Raw genomic sequence first — 23,984 nt, forward strand, 5'->3', positions numbered from 1 at the left:
CTAACTTTTAAAATAAGTAACGACCGTATTTAAAACGTATTCAAACACAACAAGCACCTTTCCCAAAATTGAGAAAAGTGCTTGAAATTAACTCTATGTCAAATAGTGTAAATTTGGTGTAAAAAATGGTATGAACTTTCCTAAAAATCAGCAAAAAACACCCCATGGTGTGAACCATGGGGTGTTTGAAACTGTTGATATAAAAATAATATTAACGTTTTGAGAACTGGCTAGCTTTACGAGCTGCTTTAAGACCTGGTTTTTTACGTTCTTTCATACGTGGGTCACGTGTTAATAAGCCTGCAGCTTTTAACACGCCACGGAAATCTGGGTCTACTTGTAACAACGCGCGTGAAATACCGTGACGAGCTGCTCCAGCTTGTCCAGTGAATCCACCACCGTTTACGTTAACGAAAACGTCGTAGTTACCTAAAGTTTGTGTTAAGTTTAATGGTTGTTTAACCACTTCATGTAAGTAAGCGAATGGGATGTATTCTTCGATGTCTTTTTTGTTGAAGACGATTTTCCCTGTTCCTGGTACTAAACGTACACGAGCAGTTGAATGTTTACGGCGACCAGTGCCGATGTATTGAACAGTTGCCAATGTTTTTTCCTCCTGTATCGTTTGATTAAATTAAGTTAGTAATGTCTAACACTTCTGGTTGTTGTGCAGCATGTGGGTGCTCAGCGCCACCGTATACGTGTAATTTCGTAAATTGACGACGACCTAATGAGTTTTTACCTAACATACCTTTAACAGATAATTCAACTAAACGACGTGAGTTATTAGCACGTAAGTCACCTGCTGTACGAGCTTTTAATCCACCTGGGTGGTTTGAGTGACGGTAGTAAATTTTATCTGATGCTTTTTTACCTGTTAATTTCACTTGATCAGCATTGATAACGATAACGAAATCACCTGTATCAACGTGTGGTGTGTATTGTGGTTTCATTTTTCCACGTAAAGCGTTCGCTACGACAGTTGATAAACGACCTAATGGAACATCTGTTGCATCAACTACGTACCATTTACGTTCCACTTCGCCTGGCTTAGCCATGTATGTTGTACGCATTTTATTTCCTCCAAAGTTCTACTTCTTTTCTTGTTTGTTAACATAATAAGTTTCCGGGGCCTATCATGGGGCAAACAATACCGTTGTTAATATTACAGCGTTTAGGGGCTAATGTCAATGTTTTTTTGGGACTTTTTCATTACAAATCGGTTACTAATCGTTAGTGTAACAGCATTTTTTGTTCCTAGTTATTTAAAAATATGTTGCCTGTTTCTCATCAGTTTAACGAGAGGCTACTTTTAAAATTTTCCTAGCCTATTTTCCGTATCCACTCACTCAAAAACCATTATATAACCATGCAAATGATTAAGTGGTCACAAATAATTTTTATACTCCGCCACAACCATCAATCAATCTATCAATTAATTTAACGTCAAAATTTGTCCTGTTTCCATGTAGACGATACGTTCACAAATATTTGTGATGTAATCTCCGATACGTTCTAAGTATCCAGCAACTAAAACGTACTCCACGCCACCTTTGGCTGCGCTCGGATTTTCGACAATTCCCTCAACAACTTCATGATGAATTTGCGTTAAATAGTTATCGACTTTTTCATCTTCTAACACAATTTGTCGAGCTGCGTCCACGTCAACCGTAACATACGCACTCAACACCCGACTCAACATATCTTCAACAACGCTTGCCATTTCTTCCAATTTACCTTCGATTGTCAATAAACGTTCATTCCCCTTCACGTTAATTGTCGCGTTCGAAATACTCACCGCATGGTCTGCGATACGTTCCAAGTCGTTTGTTGATTTCATCATTGCCACAATTTTCCGCAAATCGCTAGATACGGGTTGTTGTAAGGCGATTAAAGTAAAACTATCTTTTTCAATTTTCACTTCTTCTTCATTGATTGCTACGTCGGCATCAATCACTTCTTTCGCGAGCGACACATCGTGCAACACAAATCCCTTCACCGATTTGGCAACCGCATCGTTGACCGCCGTCCCCATATTCATGAATCGCGTATACAATCCATGTAATTCTTCGTCAAAAATTCGTTTCATTCATTCTCCTTTTGTTGTGTTGAAAAGACAGCCACCCTATTTTCTGCTAAAAAACAGCATTAGCGGATATTATGATACGCTATATTTTACATGATCTGCACATTTCGATTATATCAAGCATATCCCCTTATATTTTCAACACACTTAAACTATTTGTCTGTCTTATTATAACCTAAAACAAATCTTAATCACACAAGAAAACCACTTTAAATGCGTTAAAGTCGCTTTGCTGACGAAACATTTCCTTCAACAATACGAAAACAAAAAAGAAGCACCACAAAAGGTACTCCTATTTTTAAGTTACATCACTTTTAAAATCGATGATCGATACCATCAACCTTATTTGACATAAATGGTGATTAGTCAATTAACGCTTGGTTTGCTGTAATGATAGCTAATTTGTAGACATCTTCTTCATTACATCCACGTGAAAGGTCAGAAATTGGTTTGTTCAAACCTTGTAAAATAGGTCCAATAGCTTCAAAACCACCTAAACGTTGTGCAATTTTGTAACCAATGTTTCCTGATTGAATTTCTGGGAATACAAATACAGAAGCTTTACCAGCAACCGTTGAATTTGGTGCTTTTTGCTCACCAACACTTGGTACAAACGCTGCGTCAAATTGTAATTCGCCATCAATGTTATATTGTGGCGCCATTTCTTGAGCAATTTTTGTTGCTTCAATAACACGATCTGCATCCACACCTGTTGCTGATCCTTTTGTTGAATAACTTAAAATCGCAACATTTGGTTCAATATCAAAAATTTCAGCTGTTTTTGCACTTTCTACTGCGATTTCTGCCAATTCTTGTGCTGTTGGCGCAATATTAATGGCACAATCAGAGAAAACATAACGTTCGCGGTCTCCACGCATCATAATAAACGCACCCGATGTACGTGTAATGCCCGGTTTAGTTTTTACAATTTGTAACGCTGGTAAAATCGTTTCACCTGTTGTATGAATAGCACCAGACACTAAACCGTCTACTTTATCCATGTATACTAACATTGTTCCAAAGTAGTTTCCGTTTAATAAAATGTCACGCGCTTTTTCTTCTGTCACTTTACCTTTACGACGCTCTACAAAGACTTTCACCATTTCATCAAATTCGTCGTAGTTTGCAGGATCAATAATTTCAACATCTGAAATATCAATGCGACGTTTTTTAGCAATGTTTTTCACTTCTTCAACGTTACCTAATAATACCGGCTCCATCAATCCATCCGCTTTTAAACGCACAACCGCACCTAAAATACGCACATCTGTTGCTTCCGGAAAGACAATACGAATACCTTTTCCGCTAATCTTTCCTTTTAAACTTTCAAATAAACTCATCGCTAATCTCCTTTTATTTTCGTTACACTCATCATACACCTTTAAACATGACAATTCAAAGGTTTTTTCACAAAAATAGTACAGTTTTTGACGCTGTACTACTCTTAAAATTATTTTATTGTCGTTTTCTGTTGTGTTGTTATGGTACAGGCAAACCATATCATTAGTACAAGTTATTTATGCTATTAAAATAAATTATCTAACGCATTGTCATCTACATCATTAAAATTCGATAACGCATCAATAGCATACACTTTCACATGATCAACCGCTTCTTGAACAAGCGCTTCAACATTTAATCGTGCTTCGTATTCAATAACCTTGTCTAAATTTGGTTTCGTTTTCGGTGAAGGCGGTGCAAAAACCGTACAGCAATCTTCAAAAGGTTGAATCGACAATTCAAATGTCCCAATTTCTTCTGCTACTTTAATAATATCTAGTTTATCCATAGCAGCAACTGGACGAATAATCGGTGTATTCGTTACCGCATTAATGGCAATCATACTATGTAACGTTTGTGATGCCACTTGCCCCACAGATTCACCATTTAAAATCACTAACCCTTTACGTTTTTCACGCAATGCGTCCGTAATACGTAACATAAAACGTCTTGTAATGGTCATTAAATAAGCATCTGGACAATTTTCTTTGATGGCCTCTTGAATTTTGGCAAAAGGCACTTCGATAAATTGAATTGCACCACCAAATTTTGTCAACACCTTTGTTAATTCTTGTGTTTTACGAAGCGATTGCGGACTAGTATATGGCGGACTGTAAAAATGCACCATTTCAATATCCATACCACGTTTTAACGCTAAATAACTAGCAACTGGTGAGTCAATCCCACCCGATAACATCATCATCCCACGTCCACTTGTCCCTACCGGCAATCCGCCAGCACCTTTATATGTTTTAGTTGAAACATATATGGCTTCTAAACGAACGTCTACTTTAATGTTTATATCCGGATTTTTCACTTGAACGCGTAACATTGGATAAGCATCCAACACCACACCACCAAGATAACGATTTAATTCTTGCGTATCCAATTCAAACTGATGGTCACTCCGTTTAGCTGTAATTTTAAACGTTTTTCCATCAAGATTTTCGTCTTTCAACATCGACACGATGTGTGATGACAACGCCTCTAACGATTTTTCAACTGTATAAACAGGCGAGTAACTTTGAATGCCAAATACATTCGCCAATCTATCAATAATCGCGTCTTCATAAACATTCGGAAACTCAATGTACATAAAATCAAATTCCGGCTTCACCTTAATATCCGTTAAATCTTTCAATACCGCCTTAACGTTATGCGCCAAGCGCTGTGTAAACATTTTCTTATTTTTTCCTTTGGTCGATAACTCACCGTACCGCACCATCATTTTCATTTGCATAGAAAACTCCTTAAATCAGTGGACTATTACCAAAAAGACACGCCTTTCGTCTTTTTGGCACAATAGATAAAAAGGCCGATAAAACAGCCTTTTCATCTTGTTTATTATTGATGACGCATCGTTGGGAATAGTAAAACATCGCGAATAGATTGAGCATCGGTTAATAACATGACTAGACGGTCAATACCTACTCCTAACCCACCCGTTGGTGGCATACCATACTCTAACGACTCGATAAAGTCATCATCAATCGGATGCGCTTCATCGTTTCCTTTATTTTTCTCTTCCATTTGTGACTCGAAACGCTCACGTTGATCAATTGGATCGGTCAACTCCGTAAAGGCATTCGCATACTCTTTCGTCACAATAAATAATTCAAAACGATCTGTAAAGCGTGGGTCTTCATCGTTTTTACGCGCTAAAGGCGATACTTCAACCGGATGTCCATAAACAAACGTTGGTTGAATACATGCTTTTTCCCCAAATTCTTCAAAGAAAGCGTTAATCACGTGCCCCACAGTTGTATCATGATCATTTAATGGAACGTGGTGTTCTTTCGCCAACGCTTTCGCTTCTTCAAAACTCATTTCTTTCCAGAAATCAACACCGCTCTGTTCTTTAATTAAATCGACCATATGCACACGTTTCCATGGCGATTCTAAATCAATCTCTTGACCGTCATAAGTCAGCACCGCTGTTCCCAACACTTTTTGAGCAACCGAACGGATTAAATCTTCGGTTAAATCCATAACATCTGTATATACCGTATACGCCGTATACACTTCCATTGTCGTAAATTCTGGGTTATGTGTGGTGTCAATCCCTTCATTTCGGAAAACGCGACCCAATTCATACACTTTTTCAAAACCACCTACAACAAGGCGTTTTAAATGCAATTCTGTCGCAATACGCATGTATAATTCCATATCCAATGCATTGTGGTGTGTAATGAATGGACGAGCAGTTGCTCCACCAGCTAATGTATGCAATACAGGTGTTTCCACCTCTAAATAACCACGTGAATCCATGTAACGACGAATTTCACTCACAATGCGTGAACGCAACACAAAACGATGACGGCTATCTTCATTACTAATTAAATCTAAATAACGTTGACGATATTTTTGTTCGACATTTGTTAATCCATGATATTTATCTGGTAATGGACGGAGCGCTTTTGTTAAGTGAACAAATTGTTGCGCACGGACAGTTAATTCACCCATATCCGTTTTCATAATCGTTCCAATAACACCAACAATATCACCAAGATCGGCATGTGTGAATACTGCATAATCACGTTCACCTACCGCGTCTAATCGCACATAAATTTGAATACGACCTTGACTATCTTGTAAATGCGCAAAACCGGCTTTTCCTTTACCACGCTTCGTCATTAAACGACCAGCAATAGCTACCGTATACGGATCATTTTCTGCAATGTCCGCTTTTGAAAAATCTTTGAATTGTTCTTGAAGTTTACCAGATAAGTGCGAGCGCTCAAAACCACAGCCAAAAGGATCAACACCTTTTTGTGCTAAATCATCCATTTTTTCACGACGAACGATTAACTGATCATTTAATTCTACTTTTACATCTTCGTTTGCCATATTTACTCTCTTTCCAAACGGGCGCTCATTTGCGCTTCACGTTCTAATGTTTCTGCTACAAAAGCATCTAATAAATCAATCATTTCTTGTTGTTTCGTTGCTTGGTTAATTGCAACTTTTGTTTTTGATGCACGCGGGATACCTTTTAAATAGTACGCAGCGTGTTGACGAAATTCGCGTGCAGCAACAGCTTCGCCTTTTAAGTCCACTAAACGTTGCAAATGCACCTTAGCAATTTCAATTTTTTCTTGTGGTGTATGTGGTGGTAATAATTCACCCGTTTCTAAATAATGCACCGTTTGCTTAATCATCCATGGATTACCTAATGCGGCACGTCCAATCATCACGCCATCTGCTTTTGTTTCTTCTAACAGGCGCTTTGCTTCTTGAGGTGTCGTCACATCGCCATTTCCAACAAATGGAATTTTTGTCAACGCCGCCTTAACATCGCGTAAAACATTCCAATCTGCATGGCCATCATACATTTGAACGCGTGTTCTACCGTGCATTGCCACCATACTTGCTCCGGCACGTTCTGCTGCTAAAGCATTTTCTACCGCATAAACGTGTTGTGCATCCCATCCCGTACGCATTTTAACTGTTACAGGTACATTAACGGCATCGACCACACTTGCAACCATTTCATACACTTTATTTGGATCAAGCAACCATTTAGCCCCCGCTTCCGCCTTAATGACTTTATTTACCGGGCAACCCATATTAATATCAATAATTGCTGCTTGCGTGTTGGCTTCAACATATTTCGCCGCTTCAACAAGTGTTTCTTTATTGCCTCCCATAATTTGTACAGATAACGGATATTCATTAGGTTCAATATGCAACATACTTAATGTTTTTTCATTTCTAAATTGAATCCCTTTATCACTAATCATTTCACAAACGACTAGACCTGCACCCATTTCTTTCACCGTTACACGAAATGCCGAATTACTAATACCTGCCATCGGTGCAACGACTACGGGATTGACAATATCTATATTTCCAATTTTAAACATACTTCCTCCATACACACAATTAGACACTTTACTATACCATAAAAACAACGCTTTCGCACCTAATTCGTCTAAAAAAGTCTCCAACACTTTTGTATTCGAGACTTTTTATTCATTACTTTTAATGAGTTGCCTATTTTTTATGTTCACTACGAAATAAGGCTGACGGATGATGCCATCAACTCTAAAAATTAAATAGGCTCCATTTCGGTGAGCCGTACATCACTTTGTGACTTAAAACGAAAAGATAGTGACTTAACATCTGTTAAACCACTACCTTTATACGTCATCAACCCTATTTAACTTAAAACCTTTTTAATTGGCGTAATCGCCACCGTCAACATGTAAATACTCTTCTAGCGTTAAACCTGAACGATAAATTTCTTCGGCAACTTCACCAACATAGCGTACATGCCACGCTTCTGCCATATACCCTGTAATATGTTCCTTACCCGGTAAATAGCGCACAATAAAACCATACTCATGCGCATGTTGCGCTAACCATTCTGTTGCATCGTGTTTAACGCCATCTCCTAACAACTGTCCTGTTGCATCAGTAAAATCAAACGCTAATCCTGTTTGGTGTTCAGAGTGCCCCGGTCTAGCAGAATAACGATCTGCCTTTTCTTTTCCGTCTGTACGAACATAATTGTTGTACACTTGCTCTTGATAAGTGTAACTTCTAAACCCACTATATTGATCACCTACTGCAAACCCTTTATCTTGCATTGCTTTTTTTAATTTTAAAAATGCCTGTTTAGCCGTTGGATCTTCTCCGGGATTATAATCTTTTGGTAAAGCGTATTTTTTATTTACAACAATGATACCATTCACACGTTTAATGCCGTCCGATTGTGTATTTTCGTGTTGCGTTGTTTGTTGTGTTGTTTGTTCTGTCGTTTGCTGCGTTACCGATTCTTTCATTGTGGATTGCGCTGTTTCTTTAGCTTGTGATGATACAACTGGTTCATTACTCATATCATTTTGTTTATTTTCCCACGGTTTAAACACAAACAATCCAGCAATGACTAACACAACCAAAGGTATTAGCGCAATGATTACCGTTTTATTTTGTTGTTTTTTATTTTTTTGTTGCCGTCGTAATTGATTTCCTCGTTCCATAAAGTCTATAGCCCCCTATTTCCAAAAACACTCATCCAAACTTAAAAATACTACTTGATGCCAATTGTTGCACGCACCACATCAGCAATTGTTTCCACATAGTAGTGACACAATTCATCTGTCGGCGCTTCTGCCATAACACGTAATAATGGTTCTGTTCCTGATGGACGCACTAAAATGCGACCTTGACCGTTCATTTCTGATTCCATTTTTTCAACGATTGCTTTAATTTCTGGAACCTCCATTGCAGTATCTTTTTGTGATACTTTAATGTTTACAAGCAATTGTGGATAAATGGTTACTTCGTCAGCTAATTCAGATAATTTTTTACCCGTTTGTTTCATGACATTTAATAATTGTACTCCGGATAAAATACCATCTCCTGTAGTGTTCAAGTCTAAAAAGACAATATGTCCAGATTGCTCTCCACCTAATGTGTACCCGTTTTTACGCATTTCTTCAACGACGTAGCGATCGCCTACTGCTGTTTTTACAGTATTTAAATCCGCCTCTTCAATCGCTTTATGGAAACCTAAGTTACTCATAACGGTTGAAACGATTGTGTTTTTCGCTAAACGGCCTTGACTAGCTAAATATTTACCGCAGATAAACATAATTTTATCGCCATCTACAATGCGACCCAATTCATCTACCGCAATTAATCGATCGCCGTCACCATCAAACGCCAAACCAACATCAGAGCCATTTTCTAACACAAACGCTTGTAATTGTTCTGGATGTGTCGAACCAACACCATCATTGATATTTGTTCCATTTGGACGATGTCCCATCATGTGAAATTCCGTATTTAAATCTGCAAATAAACTTGGCAATAATGGCGTTGTTGCTCCATTCGCTGCATCTAAACTCACTTTAATACCAGATAAGTCCCCAACAATCGTACTTTTAATAAACTCTGTATATTTCAATCCACCTTCTAAGTACATTTCTAATCGACCTAGTCCTTGTGCACTTGGGCGTGGTAGTGTATCTTCTGGTGCATCTAATAACGCTTCAATTTCTAATTCTTGATCATCAGATAATTTAAATCCATCTGCACCAAAAAACTTAATTCCGTTATCTTGTGCTGGATTGTGTGAGGCTGAAATCATGACACCTGCCGCAAATCCTTGCGTACGCGTAATGTAAGCGACAGCTGGCGTTGAAACCACACCTAACTGTAACACATCAATCCCTACGGATAATAACCCTGAAATCAATGCTTGTTCTAATAATTGCCCTGAAATACGTGGATCTCTTGCTACGACTACACGAGGTGCTTCGTCTGTTTGTGTTTGCTTGTGTTGTAATAAGACATACCCACCAAATCGACCTAATTTAAATGCTAATTCCGGCGTTAATTCTACGTTAGCTTCGCCACGTACACCGTCTGTTCCAAAATATTTTCCCATCTATCTCGAGAACTCCTTGTTTAATTACTTTTATTATTTTTTGATCACATCAACAATCACTTTCAATTCACGAATTTGTGAAAGTGTCACACCGTACGGCGTTAAAATTGGAACGGTTAATTCGTGCGTTCCCTCACTTAATGCAGAAACATCAACCAACGCCGTCAATACAGGCGTTCCACCCGACGTATTTACAACAGGTGTTTCAGTAGGTGTCTGTAAAGCAATGTTATAATTGTACGCATCTTGTTTATTGATGAGCGACGCAACAATTGGCGCTTTAACTTCTGCCAATACAATTTGTGCAGAAACAGAAACTTTTCGAGAAACTTTAACGTCTAACAGATTACCAACCGCATCTTTTACAACTACCGTTACATTGCTTTGTGTATACGTTTGTGATTGCGATTGGACGTTTGACGGTATCGCAGCCGTTACGCTATCCACTTTCGCTATCGTGTCTGAACTTCCACTAAGAACAACTTTTTCAGGGCTAGCCGTCACATTCCCAACGCGATACCCTTCAGCCGCTAAACCTTCAGGAGCAATCGCTTGAACGGCAACTTCTGATGTCGCTAAATTTTGTACATTTACCTCTGTAGTCGTCGGTGTCACCGCACCCGTTACGCTAGTCGGCAATCCAACCACCGTAAAATGAATGGTTCTTTTTCCGTTTGATACATCACTTAAATCGGTTGTTTCAACGGTCAACGTTTGTTCTGTCAACTGTGACAACAAATTACGCGGACCTGTCAAATGAACCGTTACCGTTTCAGGCATACCCGATACGTATTTTGCATTCGATGTATCTTTAATTTTAACTGGCACATTGACAACATCTTTTGTCATAATGACACTGGCTGGATTGGATTGTGTAGTAGATAACGCTGCAACATTCGCATAGACATAAGCGCAAAGTACAATTGATGCCATAAGCGACAACAACAGAATCATCACTTTTTTTCGTAATAATTTCATCATTTTTTACGACCTCCAAACTTAACCAATACCGTTTTTAATCGTTCTTTAAACGGCTGTTGACCCGTTTGCATGCCATCGTCAATCACAACTTGTCGAATGAGTTGTGTCAATTCCTCGGGTGTTAGCTGTCTGTGCAACTCGTGGTGATGTGTTGCGCTAATATGTCCTGTTTCTTCAGAGACAATAATTGTCAGCGCATCTGTGAGTTCACTTAACCCAATCGCCGCACGATGTCGTGTCCCTAACTCTTGCGGAATCGCTGTGTTTTCAGATAACGGCAACACACAACTCGCCGCAGCTAATTGATTATCTTGAATTATGACCGCTCCGTCGTGAAGTGGTGTATTGGGCGTAAAAATATTGATCAGTAATTGCGAACTAATTTTTGCATTTAACGGTACACCCGTATTCGCATAAGCGTTCAATGAAGATTTATATTCAATACAAATCAATGCCCCAATATAACGTTTTGCCAAATAGGTAATTGCTTCTACCATCGCTTCGATATTATCTTGCGCAATATCGTCTTTTTTACTATTAAACAGCGGGTTTTGACCGAGTTTTTCCAATGAACGTCTAATTTCGGGTTGGAAAATAATTAACATGGCAATCACTCCCCAGTTAATCACTTGATCAATAATCCAATTTAACGCGTACAATTGCACCGTTTGCGAAATAATTTTAATACCGACAATGGAGACAACCCCCTTCAAAACCGAAACGGCTTGCGATTGTCTGGCAAAATTAATTAATATGTATATAATATATGTAACAATGAGAATATCCACCGTTATTAAAACGGGATGACTCATCAATTGTGTTAGAAAATCCATGTACTCACACCTTTATTAAAATTCATTTCAAGTATACCACATAAATCGTGAAAGGGCACAACATTCCTAACGCAACATGACAATTAGGAGGCTATATGACAACAACATTTTTAGATTATATTGATTGGCGCGGGGATTTATCTTTTGAAAATAGCCCATTTAATATTGTGGACAGTTTAATTTTAACGCGATTCACTTATTTACCACTCGACAATTTAGCCGATTACTCTACACCACATACCATCAAAACGTTATACGACACTTACCAAACAACACAAGAACACCCATTCGACTTTTTATTCGAAAATGATGCGGTGTTATTTGAGAAAATGGCGAACGCACCACGTTTTCAACATTTAACGGTTCAACACTTTACACACGTCATACACGAAGAAAAAGAAGTTCAATTTTGTGCGATGCTCATTCACTTAGACGAAAAAACAACCTATGTTGGATTTCGCGGGACAGACACTTCGCTAGTTGGTTGGAAAGAAGATTTTAATATGGCGTTTCAAACCGTTGTGCCAGCGCAAAATTTAAGCCGGGCGTTTATGGAAAGTTATTCAAGAGATTGTCACGAAAACATTATCGTCGGCGGACATTCAAAAGGTGGGAACCTTGCCATTTATAGCGCGTTATTTACAAGTGAATCTGTCCAAGATAAAATTGTCGCTATTCACAATTTTGATGGCCCGGGATTTAACGCGCATTTAAAAACAAGCGGGCACTATCCATTATTAAAGGATAAAATTTTATCGTTTGTGCCAGAAACGGCAATCGTTGGATTTTTACTCAATCATGAAATCACCCCAAAAATCGTTAAGAGCAGCGCAAAAAGTGCCGTTCAACACGACACATATACATGGGAAATCAAGGGGACGGACTTCACCTACTTAGATGAAACAAGCGATGAAAGCAAGAAAATTACACAAACTTTTCAAAGTGTTTTAACGGATTACACGAGTGAAGAATTGTCCTTTTTAGTCAATACGTTTTTCCAATTACTTGCTTCAACGGGCATTAAAGATTTTCGCGACATTACAAAAACAACACCGTCACAACTGTTTAACGCATTAAAAACGTACAACAGTTTAACAAAAGAAGAAACCACAAAATTGCAACAGTTTATTTCCTTTATTATCAGCGCACTATTATCAAGAAAATAATTTTTACGACTGATGCAACACTAATTAAAGTTAATACGCAAAAAGACCGACTTTACCAAGTCCGGTCTTTTCATCTTTTACACCACAAAAATATGGACACTCTATCAAATAAGGTGGACAACTGATGCCATCAACCCTAAAAATTATACAGTCGATTTAATTTACTGCCTTTTATTAGTCACCAACACCATTTAATATAGCATAAATTCAAAATCCAACCTATTTCAATGACGAAATAGGTTGGATTTTTGTTGATAGTGTTCAGTCTAAGAAAAACGGGTTCGTTTTTCTCTATCCACTAGTTATTGTTCTTTTTTCTTAATCGTAATGGTAATACCTAAAAGTACCAAACCAATACCCATCAATGCCACATGAGATGTTTGTTCTCCTGTACTTGGCAAGTCTTGTTGTGTTGCTTTTGGTGTATCTCCATTTTTAAAGACAATCGCATAACGACTAAAATGATCTACTTTAAACGTAATCGCTTTTCCATCTTGAGTTGTAGTAAATGGTACTTCTTCAACGCCACTATTATCATCTTTAACATAATAAACTTTGTCTACCACACGTGTAACAGGCACTGTTACATACGCTGGAGATTTAATTTGTTTTTTGTTATTTGCTTTGTCTACAAAGTACATGTCATAAATATCATGTGCTTCACGCAACGTTGGTACAGTTCCATTTACTTTTTCTACAACGAATGCCACGACATCTTCTTCTAAACCACTAACCGGAATACGAACACTTACTGGTGTATCTTTGTTATTATCTTCAAACGTTGCTTCTGTTTTATCCGCATTGAAGGTAACATTTACACCTTCTTTCATATAAACAGCGTCTAACGTTGCACCCATATCATCTGGTCTTGTTGGCATTTCGACATTATTTCCTGTCGTTCCACTAGTAGACGTTATTGTATCCACCGTATTATTTGGTAGAGATGGTGTTTCGTCATTGTTTGGTGTACTTGGTGTGTCGTTATTATCTGTTACTGCTGGCTGTTCAGGAGTAGCAGGTGTGTTGTTATCTGGTGTAGTTGGTGTTGGTTCAGGGTCTTTTTCAAAGTCCCATGTTCCTGTAAACACTACATCAGAGCCATTGACCGTTGCTTCTGTTGTATCCCAACTTACAAACTTCCACGTTCCTCGATTATTTTGATCTCTATAATCTTGTGTATCAATACCTACTGTATTCACTTGTGTTCCACTTGCTAAATCGCTTCTATCTTTACCATTTAATCTAGATAATAACTCTTCTGGTAATTGTTGTGTTACACTATCTGATTTTGTAAATGCATATCTTGCCGTGTATGTATCTGCAACAAAGTTCCATCGTCCTGTAAATACGACGTCAGCGCCATTGACCGTTGCTTCGGTTTTATCCCATCCTGTAAACGTCCATGTACCATGATTTTCTGTATCTACATAACTTTCTGTACTAATATCGTTAGTATTTACTGATGTATCATTTGCTACGCCTGTTTGATTTTTAGCATTTAGTTTATCAGTTATCGCTGACGGTAAGTTTACTGTTACACCATCCGCTCTTACAAACTCATAACTTACATTGTATGTATCTTCTTCTGATGTTGGATTTTTAACATTATACGGCAATAACTCTTTATCGACTTCATATAATTCAACTTCTTTTAAAGTCATCATTTTATTATTAACACCTTGAGTTGTACTTGCCTGTATAACTGTAATCTCGACTTTGTTACCTTTAACAATTCCTTCTCCAAATTCTTTATAAGAATCTGGTTCTGTAATTGGTGTGTCTATTTCTTCAGATTCGTATACAAGTGTATCACCATCATAAACTGCTACTTTATATTTTGTAACCGTTCCATTTGCATTAGGTCTCTTAACTAATCTTACACCTGTTAAATAACGTTCAGTAGTATTAAATGTAATTTTTTGAGGAAGCGTTACTTCAGGTGGAAGTTGCCCATCAACACGGTTTCCCGGAACATCCCATTTAAGCTCTGTTAATGTGTTTTCATTACCGTCATTTAGTTTATCAAGCCCTTCATTAGCTTGCCAAATACCATCTTTACCACTAACTGTAATTTCTTCATTTGCTACTTTATTTGCTACAAGAGCATCTTTATCTTCATAGAATTTAACTTCTTTTAAAGTCATCATTCTATTATTAACACCTTGAGTTGTGCTTGCTTCAAGAACTCTTAATACAACTTTATCGACTAATCTAACTTTATCAAAGTCATGATGTGATACAGATTCACTAAGTGCACTTTTAATTTCATCAGATTCATAAACGACATCTTTACCATTGTATGCAATAACTTTATATTTTGTAACGGTACCATTTGAATTTGGTCGCTTAACGACATCAATACCTTTTAAATAAGTTGGTTCATCTTCACTAAATGTGAATGTAATATCTTGTGGAAGCGTTACTTCTGGCGGAAGTTTTCCATCAACATAGTTTGATGAAACGTCCCATTTAAGTTCTGTTAATGTTCTTTCATCACCATCATTCAACTTATCAGGGCCTTCATTATTTTGCCAAATACCATCTTTACCACTAACTGTTATTCTTTCTTTAGGAACTATAGTTCCTTCTTCATTACTATTAGCTGCATTAGAATCAACAACAGTATAATCACTACCCACAACAAATGTGTTTTCAAACGCTAAATTAACATCGGTAGCTTGTTTCGCTCTTAATCTAATCGTTGCAATTTCAATATTGCCAGAGATACTTGGATCTTGTTTTTTGTTTGATAACATGACAAACGCTTCTTGTTTTCCGTTACCATGATTTCTAACGTTAGAGAAGTTAGTCATTCGAGATAATTCAGAATTTACATTAACTGTTCTGTCAACCACTTCATATTTATCCGTATCAATTGGAATACTTGCATTGATCGCTTCAACATTCGCTAAGTTTTTACCTTCCAATGTTACCACGACTTCTTCATTAGCATTTACTTTTTGTTTATCTGTTCTAAATGCCAATTTACCACTAGCTCTAAGTGGTTCTTTAGCTCGACCACCTTCTAGTGAAGATGTGACATAGTAAGTATCATAAGCATCAATCACATCATTTTTATTTAAGTCGGCAAGTTCTACATATCCTCCGAAATCGTTATCAATGTCTCTTCTTAATCCTGCATAGTTAGTTAAGAAAGTGATATCATTAGCATCAATATTGCCATCGTTCGTATAATCACCTACAACACGTTTTTTACCATCTTCTTTTTTGAAGACTAGCATTTCATTACCTGATACAAAGCTTCCTACAGCACCGCTAATATTAAATCTTAAATATCTTGCTGAAACATTTTCGAACTTAAATTCTTTGTTAGTACCATTTGCTGCCCAATTGATTGTATCTGGATACTCTTTCCAATGGATACCATCATTACTATACGCTAATTTAAATGCAGTTATCGTACCATTTCCACCGTCTTGACGTGGAACATACACTAACTTATCTAAATCGTAAGCATATTTTAAATCTAACGTTAATGTTTCAGGTAGAGCATTCACTCCCCATTTTGAGTGGAATTGATTGCTTACATTTAAGTCCACTAAATTTTTAAGTGGTGTTCCACCTTGAGCTGGTGTGTTCGTTGTTGCTGTTATACCTTCTACCGCAAATTTTAATGGATTATCTTTAGTTCTACTTACCACTTCACTTGACCATGCTGTATGTCCTTGTGGTGTAATCGCACGAACTCTATATTTATGTTCTGATAAATATTTTAAATCAACATTAGTGAAGTTAGTTTCTTTAATATTAGAGTTGACGATACCATCAATTTCTAATTCATAAGTTGTTGCACCTTCAACTGGTGTCCAATCTAATCTAATAGTTGTTGGCGTATTGTTTTCAGGTACATTACTTAAAGTTGGAGCCGGTGTACTGATTTCATTACCAATGCCACCTTCTCTATTTTCATTCGCAAAGCCTTCAACTTTTACCGCTAGTTTGTTATTTGTAACATCCATTTCAGCTGTTTTAACTTTGACAACTGGGTTTTTATTAATAGCGGTATTATGGTAACGTCCACCAGCTGTTGAGAATTTATTGATATTCGGTGTAGCATCATAGAAATAAACATTCGTTCCGTTATTAAATTCTTCTTCTGTATCAACTTTTCTTAAACTTGTTTCTACATCATTAACTAATAATTTTACATTTCTTGGTTCTTTAGAAACGTTGACATTAAATTGTGTCACTTTATTTGATTTAAATTCATCAAAATTATTTTTAGTTTTTTCAATCGTTAAAGTAGCTACATCTTGATCTAAATGACTTGTGATATGTGTTGTTGCCGTTTTACCATTTAAATACGCTTGTGTTAATCCATCATCTTCAACTAAATCAAAGCTTGTTGAACCATGAGGATAGAAATCAACTTGTCTATAAGCATTATCTATTTGCGTATAATTGTTATTTGGTTTCGTCATTGGAATGATTGCACCATTTCTAACAAATACAGGTGTTTTCCAAATAGGTGCGTCAAAGTTGTTTAACACTTTTCCACCTGTATAAATCTTACCTGTAAAATAGTCAATCCATTCTGCATCACTCGGTAAATAAATACCATTTCTTACATCGTCACCGTTGTCATTTCCTTTAACATTTTCATATACAGGTGCAACTAAGAAATTAGGACCGTACATGTATTGATATTGCACATTTTTTGTCCAGTTTACAGCGTCATTTGGGAACTCTAAAAACATCGCTCTAACGATTGGTTTCCCATCAGCTGCTTCGTGTGCCACACTGTAACTATATGGAATAAGCATTGATTTTAGTTTTTGATAAGATCTGTTGATATCAGTTGTTGTGGTATCAAGAGCAAATGGCGTTTTAGGATTTCTTCCCCAACCATCCATATTTAATTCCATTGTCGTAAATGTTTTCCATTGGTAATCTCTTGTATTCACAACTTTATTTTGACCACCAAAAATTCCATCCATATCAGATGTAACGTTTGGATTACCCGCTAAACCTGTTCCGATATAGGTCGGAATATGGAATCTGATATATTCCCAGTTCCCACCAGTTTGGTCACCAGTCCAAACTCCGGCATATCGTTGAGTTCCACCCCAACCATCTAATGTAACAATAAATGGACGAGCATCATTCCCTTTTTCTGATATAACTCTTGCCGCATCAGTTATCCCATTTAATCCAAATGAATAACCTGGTCCTACCCATGCAACGTCTGTTTTTAAAACTCTAACTAAACCATGTTCAACTTCATTTGGTAAGTCTCTTTGTAATAAAGGCGGTGCGCTTAAATCAGGAGTTAAATCACATTGCGTCCAAAGACCAGTTTTAACACCTTTTGTTAAAGCGTATTCACCAAATTGTCTAAGGTTTTCTATATTACCTGCAAGTGTTCCTGTTTGACCATAGCCTGCACCATAACCATCATTGACAAGCATATAACCTAAAGGCATATCGTTTCTTTCATATCGATCAACAACTGCTCTTGCTGTAAACGGATAGTTCGGATCACCTGGACTTCCATTTAAAGTTTCTTTAAGACCTTGTCTATCCCCTAATTGACTTGGTTGATATTCTTTATACCATTTTTGAACCTCATCAAAATAAACAGCTCCAGGTGTATTTGCATCTGCTTCAACCCATGTATCTCTATTATACGCATTAAAATGTCCTTCATATAATGAGAAGATAGGTAATACGACTGGATGACCTGTTAATTTATAGTAATCTCTTAATATATCTACTGGCGTTGGACTGACAAAATAGAAAGCATCAAATCTATTTTCTTGATGAGTTGTGATGACTTTACTGCTATCTGTATTTTCAAAATCATAATAACCTGGTCTAAACGTATGTCTTAACACACCATAACCATCAGTTGTCCAATAAAATGGATTAGGAGAAGCAACCCCTTGGTCTACCCAGTTATTTTCATTGACTATTCTAATTTTTTCGCCTTTATGAGCAAAACGACCATTTTGCGTCCCACCACCATAATAGTGAGCATTTTGTCCTGCTTTTAAAACTTGTTTTGTAGAATCAGATTTTAGTTCTAACGGTTCTGCTTCTTCAACTACCACTTTGTTATTTCTTTTATCTGTAATTTTCAGCGTACCCTTACTTTTATTTAACTCTACATTAACAGTATCATTGCTTAAACGATAAACTTCGCCTCCATCACTTAATGTAGCTTGAGAAGCCGGATAGTCTTGCAGCGTTTTGTCAAGGATTTTTGCCGGTCTATCCTCTCTTGATGGTGCGGGCGTTTCTAAGAAAGTATCTGAACCTTGAACAACATGATATCTTACAACGTTATTTCCATAAAAAGATACTTGCCCTTTTTGTCCCGTTGAATAAACGACATTAAAAATATTTGGATTATCCGGGTTTACGCTTACACTCGTAATTTCCCCTAAGTGATTAGCATTACGCGTAAAGTTTTCTGCACTACGTAAATTAACATTCGTCAGAATAGTATTCGCATTTCCAGCAGTTGTTGAATTGGATGTCGCATGTACAAAACTTGCATTTGCTGTAAGTGATAAACTTAAAACTAAAGAGCACACACTCATATGTTTAAACTTATCACGTCTACTTGAATATTTTTTCATATTCTCCCCCCCATAAAAAATTAATATTATTTTAAATAATGAATGAAATTAAAATTTTCATCCCAAAAATAAAACGTTTACAAAAATTAAAATCTTTTCTTTTTTCAACCCCCTTTTAATTAAAAACGCTTACATATAGTATAATACCATCGATGATATTTTACAACATTATTATTTACATGCATGTTCCTAAATATTATGGCCGAGTTGTAAAATAAAGTGCAAAAGCAAAATAGTGTTATAAAAACAAAAAAAGACAGATAATTAACTGACTAAGATCCACTACAAAATTAGAAAGGTAATTATCATGTCTAAAACAAATTATAACACAAAAAAACAATATAAACAGCTATCTTTGATTGAACGCACAAAAATTGAAACGTTATTAAACGAAAAGAAGCCAATACGGTATATTGCTGAACAACTCGGACGAAATATATCTACAATCTATAGAGAAATTAAACGCGGAAGCGTGAATCAAATTGTTAATCGAAATGGTATCCAACGTGACGAATTAAAATATTACGCTGAAACAAGCCATTACATCTATAAAGCTAAGCAACAAAATAAATATCATAATGATTTAACTGAAAAATTTAGTCAGCAATTTTTCAAAGACTTACAACAGGTAGTTACTGAAAAATATAGAACCCATAGTATTGATACCTTTGTACATTGGTATCGGAGAAATCACCCTAATGAAAAAGTCCCTTGTACGAAAACGGTTTATACGTTTGTCCATCAAGGTATTATCCCTATCAAACCAATTGATTTACCCAAAATGGTAAGCATTAGAAAACGACCGAAAAAAGATAATACCAAAACATACAAGAAAAATATGGGAACATCTATAGAAAATCGACCAGACGTAGCGAATAATCGTACAGAATTTGGACATTGGGAAATTGATTTAGTCTTATTTAAGAAGACGAAAAATGAAGCACTATTATTAACGTTAGTAGAACGACAAACACGTTATACAATTATACGTAAAATAAATGATAAAACAGCACAATGTGTCTTACGGACATTAAAGAATATTTTTAAACAATATAGGAAATCAACCTTCAAGAGTATTACATCTGATAATGGTTCAGAATTCGCCTCGTTATCTGAATTAGAATCGAAATATTTAAACATTTACTATGCACACCCTTATTCATCTTATGAGCGTGGTACTAACGAAAATCATAACGGACAGATACGGGAGTTTTTACCTAAGGGTAAATCTATCAACACTGTTAAAAAGTCAACTATTCGTAAAATAGAATCCTGCTTAAATCAGAAAATACGACGTAAATTAGGTTATCATACACCTGCAGAGTTATTTTTATTGCGGGTAGATTAATAGTTTAATAAAAACAGGTTTCCCGTCAAGGCACACTTTGTTTTTCGCCTTGACTAGAAAACCTTGGTTTTTATTGTTTGGTTATCAACCCCGCAAAAGAGAAAGTAATTATCTGTTTTTTTGCACTTTACTTTACAATTGGAGTCCTAAATATTATGTTAAAAAGTATCCTAACAATGCATTAATTGATAAAAACATAAAAAGAAGATAACTTTTTATACATTATCTTCTTTTTGTCTTTTATATATTCACTTTAATAATCATTTTGAGAAACTTCGCCTTGGCAAATTTGTACACCGCTAGATGCACCTAGACGTGTTGCACCCGCTTCAATCATCGCCAACGCATCTTCTTTTGAACGCACACCACCACTAGCTTTTACACCCATTTGCTCTCCAACAGTTTGACGCATTAAACGAACATCTTCTATGCTTGCTCCACCTGTTGAAAAACCTGTAGATGTTTTAACAAAATCAGCACCCACCGTTTTACAAATTTGACAAACTTTTACTTTTTCTTCATCGGTTAATAAACACGTTTCAATAATGACTTTAGATAATGCGCCTTTTTCTTTCGCGACATTGATAACTGCTTGAATATCTTTTTCGACCAGTTCCCAATTCCCTGATTTTACCGCACCGACATTAATCACCATATCCACTTCATCAGCACCGTTTTCAATGGCATTCCCCGTTTCAAATGCTTTTGTTTCGGGTGTGTTTGCGCCATGAGGAAACCCGATAACCGTACACACTTTAACGACACTATCTTTTAATTGTTCACTTGCTTCTTTTACCCATGTTGGTTGCACACAAACAGACATAAATTCAAATGCTTTTGCTTCACTACAAATACGTGTAATATCTTCTAAACTTGCTTCTGGCTTTAAAATTGTATGATCAATATAACGATTTAATTCCATATTCCTATTCTCCTTTAATTTAACTCCAACGCATACGATAATGCACTTAACACATATAACGGTGCCGTTTCAGCACGCATAATTCGTGGACCTAACCCACACACAACCGCATTTTCTTGAACAAATGAAGCTACTTCTTGAGTAGACAAACCACCTTCTGCACCAAAAATCGCTAGCACATTTTGACCGGGCTTTAACATCTGCACCACTTGTTTAAACGCTGCATATTGCCCTTCTTTTGCGGTTTCCTCATACGCCACAATCACAACATCGTACTCTTTTAACGTTTGTAAAAAGGCTTTACTACTCAAAAACGGTTGTACCGTTGGCACCACATTACGATGACTTTGTTCGGCAGCTTCTTGCGCAATTTTTTGTAGACGCTCAATTTTTTTACTTTGCTTTTTGTTTTCCCACTTCACAACAGACCACGCCGTTTCAAACGGTTGAAAAGCGCTGGCACCTAATTCAGTCGCTTTTTGCACAATCCACTCAAGCTTATCCCCTTTTGGCAATCCACACGCAATGGTCACATTTACTAAAAGCTCTTTTGTTGTGGTGTCATCTAGCACCCATTGTAATGTCACACCAGTATCTTCAATTGCTGTAATTTCGGCTACACCCGCTTGTTGATTGGATAATACAACCTCAATGCGTTGCCCTGCACGCATGCGCATCACACGCACAACATGATGTGTCTGTTCATCATCTAAAATTAGCGCATTTTTATCAGCACTCTTTAAAAAATAACGTTGCATATTACTCCTTTTCCGCATCAGCTACCGGCTTTTTACAAATTAATGATACCCAATCTTTCATGCGATTTTCTTGAGCAATATCAAACCCTTGCGCCACCAATGCGTCAACTAGTTCATCTCGTTTACTTTGAATGATACCAGCTAAAATCAATGTACCCCCTTCTTTTAAATTACGCCACGCATCTTCAACTAAATGCATTAAAATTTCAGCTAAAATATTAGCCACAATGACATCCGCTTGTGTATCAATGCCTTTTAACAAGTCATTTTCACCAACGACAACATCTTTAGCGTAATCATTTAGGGCAATGTTTTCACGTGCGATGCTTGTTGCTTTTTCATCTAAATCGTACGCATGCACAACCCCTGCGCCAAGTGCTTTAGCGGCAATACTTAACACACCCGACCCCGTGCCGACATCAATCACAAACTCGCCACCACGCAATGTTTGTTCTAACGCTTCAAGAGAAAGTCTTGTTGTCGGGTGCGTCCCCGTTCCAAACGCCATTCCCGGATCTAATTCGATAATCCATTCACTATTTTGTGGTGTATAGTCTTCCCAACTTGGTTTAATGGTTAAAAATCGAGAAATACGAACCGGTTTATAGTACGTTTTCCACGCATTTGCCCAATCTTCTTCGCGAACTTGATCAAGCATTAACTCGTTACGCCCTAGGTCTAAATCAAATTGCTTCGCCATCTCTAATTTTTGTTCAATGTACAATTTAATTTCTACCATATTTTTTGTGTCGGGAAAGTAACCCGATACAAACACTTCATCACTCTCATACAATTCTGATTTTTCGGGCTTTAATTGACCAAATCCATCATTTAATGTGTCGTAATCACTTGGATCAACAATTGCCACACCAGAAGACCCCGCTTCAATTAAAATGCTTGAAACCATTTCAACGGCTTGTGTGGTTGTACTCACTTTCATTTCAAACCAATTCATCGCATTACTCCTTTATTTACCGATTACCATTTTTTATAGTATAACAAATTTATAGGGGAAAAGCATTGTCTTTAACATATCAAAAAAGCCACCAAAATCATGTTTTGGTGGCTTTTTATTATAATCCTTTATATGTTAAGTACATCAACGCTAATGCTAGTGCAAAAAACACCACTAACAAAATCATTGTTGCGCGTTGCATAAACGCTTCAAACCCACGTGATTTACGACGTGCAAATAAATCTTCAGAACCACCTGTTAGCGCACTAGCGGCATTTGATTTAGTTGGTTGCATCACTATCGCAATAATAATCACAACACATAACACGGCTAATAAACCTAATAAAATTTTATACATACTTTCACTCCATTTCGTTATTCGTCATTATTCTATCACACAAATACGCCAATGGCTATAAAATATGCTATACTCTTGTCA

The 23,984-nt window shown here is 36.9% G+C and carries 18 protein-coding genes; 2 read left to right on the top strand and 16 right to left on the bottom strand.

What is annotated here, in order from left to right; all coding sequences use genetic code 11:
* Positions 1-211 precede the first annotated feature (211 nt).
* The 11 genes from rpsI to cdaA all read right to left on the bottom strand — a co-directional run bounded on the left by rpsI (position 212) and on the right by cdaA (position 11,794).
* Entirely contained in the window at positions 212-604 is a 393-nt protein-coding gene (gene rpsI / locus J7S27_06145; protein QTU82849.1) for a 30S ribosomal protein S9, read from the bottom strand.
* Between the two features lie 25 nt (positions 605-629).
* The gene (rplM, locus tag J7S27_06150) at positions 630-1,073 is read right to left on the bottom strand and encodes a 50S ribosomal protein L13 (protein QTU82850.1); all 444 of its coding nucleotides are present in this window, start codon (positions 1,071-1,073) and stop codon (positions 630-632) included.
* A gap of 362 nt (positions 1,074-1,435) precedes the next feature.
* On the bottom strand, positions 1,436-2,089 hold the full coding sequence (gene phoU, locus J7S27_06155; protein ID QTU82851.1) for a phosphate signaling complex protein PhoU: 654 nt from the start codon (positions 2,087-2,089) through the stop codon (positions 1,436-1,438).
* Positions 2,090-2,448: 359 nt separating this feature from the next.
* A complete protein-coding gene (gene pta / locus J7S27_06160) occupies positions 2,449-3,426 on the bottom strand; it encodes a phosphate acetyltransferase (protein ID QTU82852.1) in 978 nt (325 codons plus the stop codon).
* Between the two features lie 185 nt (positions 3,427-3,611).
* Positions 3,612-4,826, bottom strand: coding sequence for a tRNA 4-thiouridine(8) synthase ThiI (gene thiI / locus J7S27_06165; GenBank protein ID QTU82853.1), 1,215 nt, complete (start codon positions 4,824-4,826; stop codon positions 3,612-3,614).
* 104 nt (positions 4,827-4,930) lie between these two features.
* Entirely contained in the window at positions 4,931-6,433 is a 1,503-nt protein-coding gene (gene lysS / locus J7S27_06170; protein ID QTU82854.1) for a lysine--tRNA ligase, read from the bottom strand.
* Between the two features lie 2 nt (positions 6,434-6,435).
* Positions 6,436-7,449 (bottom strand): tRNA dihydrouridine synthase DusB, encoded by a 1,014-nt coding sequence (gene dusB, locus J7S27_06175; protein ID QTU82855.1) that lies wholly within the window; start codon positions 7,447-7,449, stop codon positions 6,436-6,438.
* Positions 7,450-7,761: 312 nt separating this feature from the next.
* Positions 7,762-8,424: a M15 family metallopeptidase gene (locus J7S27_06180; GenBank protein QTU83626.1), complete on the bottom strand. Its 663-nt coding sequence runs from the start codon at positions 8,422-8,424 to the stop codon at positions 7,762-7,764.
* 194 nt (positions 8,425-8,618) lie between these two features.
* Entirely contained in the window at positions 8,619-9,980 is a 1,362-nt protein-coding gene (locus J7S27_06185; protein QTU82856.1) for a phosphoglucosamine mutase, read from the bottom strand.
* A 33-nt stretch (positions 9,981-10,013) separates the two neighbouring features.
* Positions 10,014-10,961, bottom strand: coding sequence for a hypothetical protein (locus J7S27_06190; protein QTU82857.1), 948 nt, complete (start codon positions 10,959-10,961; stop codon positions 10,014-10,016).
* Positions 10,958-11,794: a diadenylate cyclase CdaA gene (gene cdaA / locus J7S27_06195; GenBank protein QTU82858.1), complete on the bottom strand. Its 837-nt coding sequence runs from the start codon at positions 11,792-11,794 to the stop codon at positions 10,958-10,960. Before cdaA ends, J7S27_06190 begins: the two co-directional genes overlap by 4 nt.
* 95 nt (positions 11,795-11,889) lie before the next feature.
* Here cdaA and J7S27_06200 point away from each other — a divergent pair, with 95 nt between their 5' ends.
* The gene (locus J7S27_06200; GenBank protein QTU82859.1) at positions 11,890-12,960 is read left to right on the top strand and encodes a DUF2974 domain-containing protein; all 1,071 of its coding nucleotides are present in this window, start codon (positions 11,890-11,892) and stop codon (positions 12,958-12,960) included.
* Between the two features lie 302 nt (positions 12,961-13,262).
* Here J7S27_06200 and J7S27_06205 read toward each other — a convergent pair whose 3' ends face one another.
* The gene (locus J7S27_06205; GenBank protein QTU82860.1) at positions 13,263-19,562 is read right to left on the bottom strand and encodes a discoidin domain-containing protein; all 6,300 of its coding nucleotides are present in this window, start codon (positions 19,560-19,562) and stop codon (positions 13,263-13,265) included.
* A gap of 307 nt (positions 19,563-19,869) precedes the next feature.
* Here J7S27_06205 and J7S27_06210 point away from each other — a divergent pair, with 307 nt between their 5' ends.
* On the top strand, positions 19,870-20,910 hold the full coding sequence (locus J7S27_06210) for an IS30 family transposase (GenBank protein ID QTU82861.1): 1,041 nt from the start codon (positions 19,870-19,872) through the stop codon (positions 20,908-20,910).
* Between the two features lie 253 nt (positions 20,911-21,163).
* Here J7S27_06210 and deoC read toward each other — a convergent pair whose 3' ends face one another.
* From deoC to secG, 4 genes are all read right to left on the bottom strand, one after another.
* On the bottom strand, positions 21,164-21,832 hold the full coding sequence (gene deoC, locus J7S27_06215; protein ID QTU82862.1) for a deoxyribose-phosphate aldolase: 669 nt from the start codon (positions 21,830-21,832) through the stop codon (positions 21,164-21,166).
* A gap of 14 nt (positions 21,833-21,846) precedes the next feature.
* Positions 21,847-22,590, bottom strand: coding sequence for a 16S rRNA (uracil(1498)-N(3))-methyltransferase (locus J7S27_06220; protein ID QTU82863.1), 744 nt, complete (start codon positions 22,588-22,590; stop codon positions 21,847-21,849).
* Between the two features lies 1 nt (position 22,591).
* On the bottom strand, positions 22,592-23,545 hold the full coding sequence (gene prmA / locus J7S27_06225; GenBank protein ID QTU82864.1) for a 50S ribosomal protein L11 methyltransferase: 954 nt from the start codon (positions 23,543-23,545) through the stop codon (positions 22,592-22,594).
* A 118-nt stretch (positions 23,546-23,663) separates the two neighbouring features.
* Positions 23,664-23,903, bottom strand: a complete 240-nt coding sequence (gene secG / locus J7S27_06230; GenBank protein QTU82865.1) for a preprotein translocase subunit SecG — start codon at positions 23,901-23,903, stop codon at positions 23,664-23,666.
* Positions 23,904-23,984: the final 81 nt, after the last annotated feature.

This window comes from Carnobacteriaceae bacterium zg-C25, assembly GCA_017945845.1.
GTDB lineage: Bacteria > Bacillota > Bacilli > Lactobacillales > Aerococcaceae > WM01.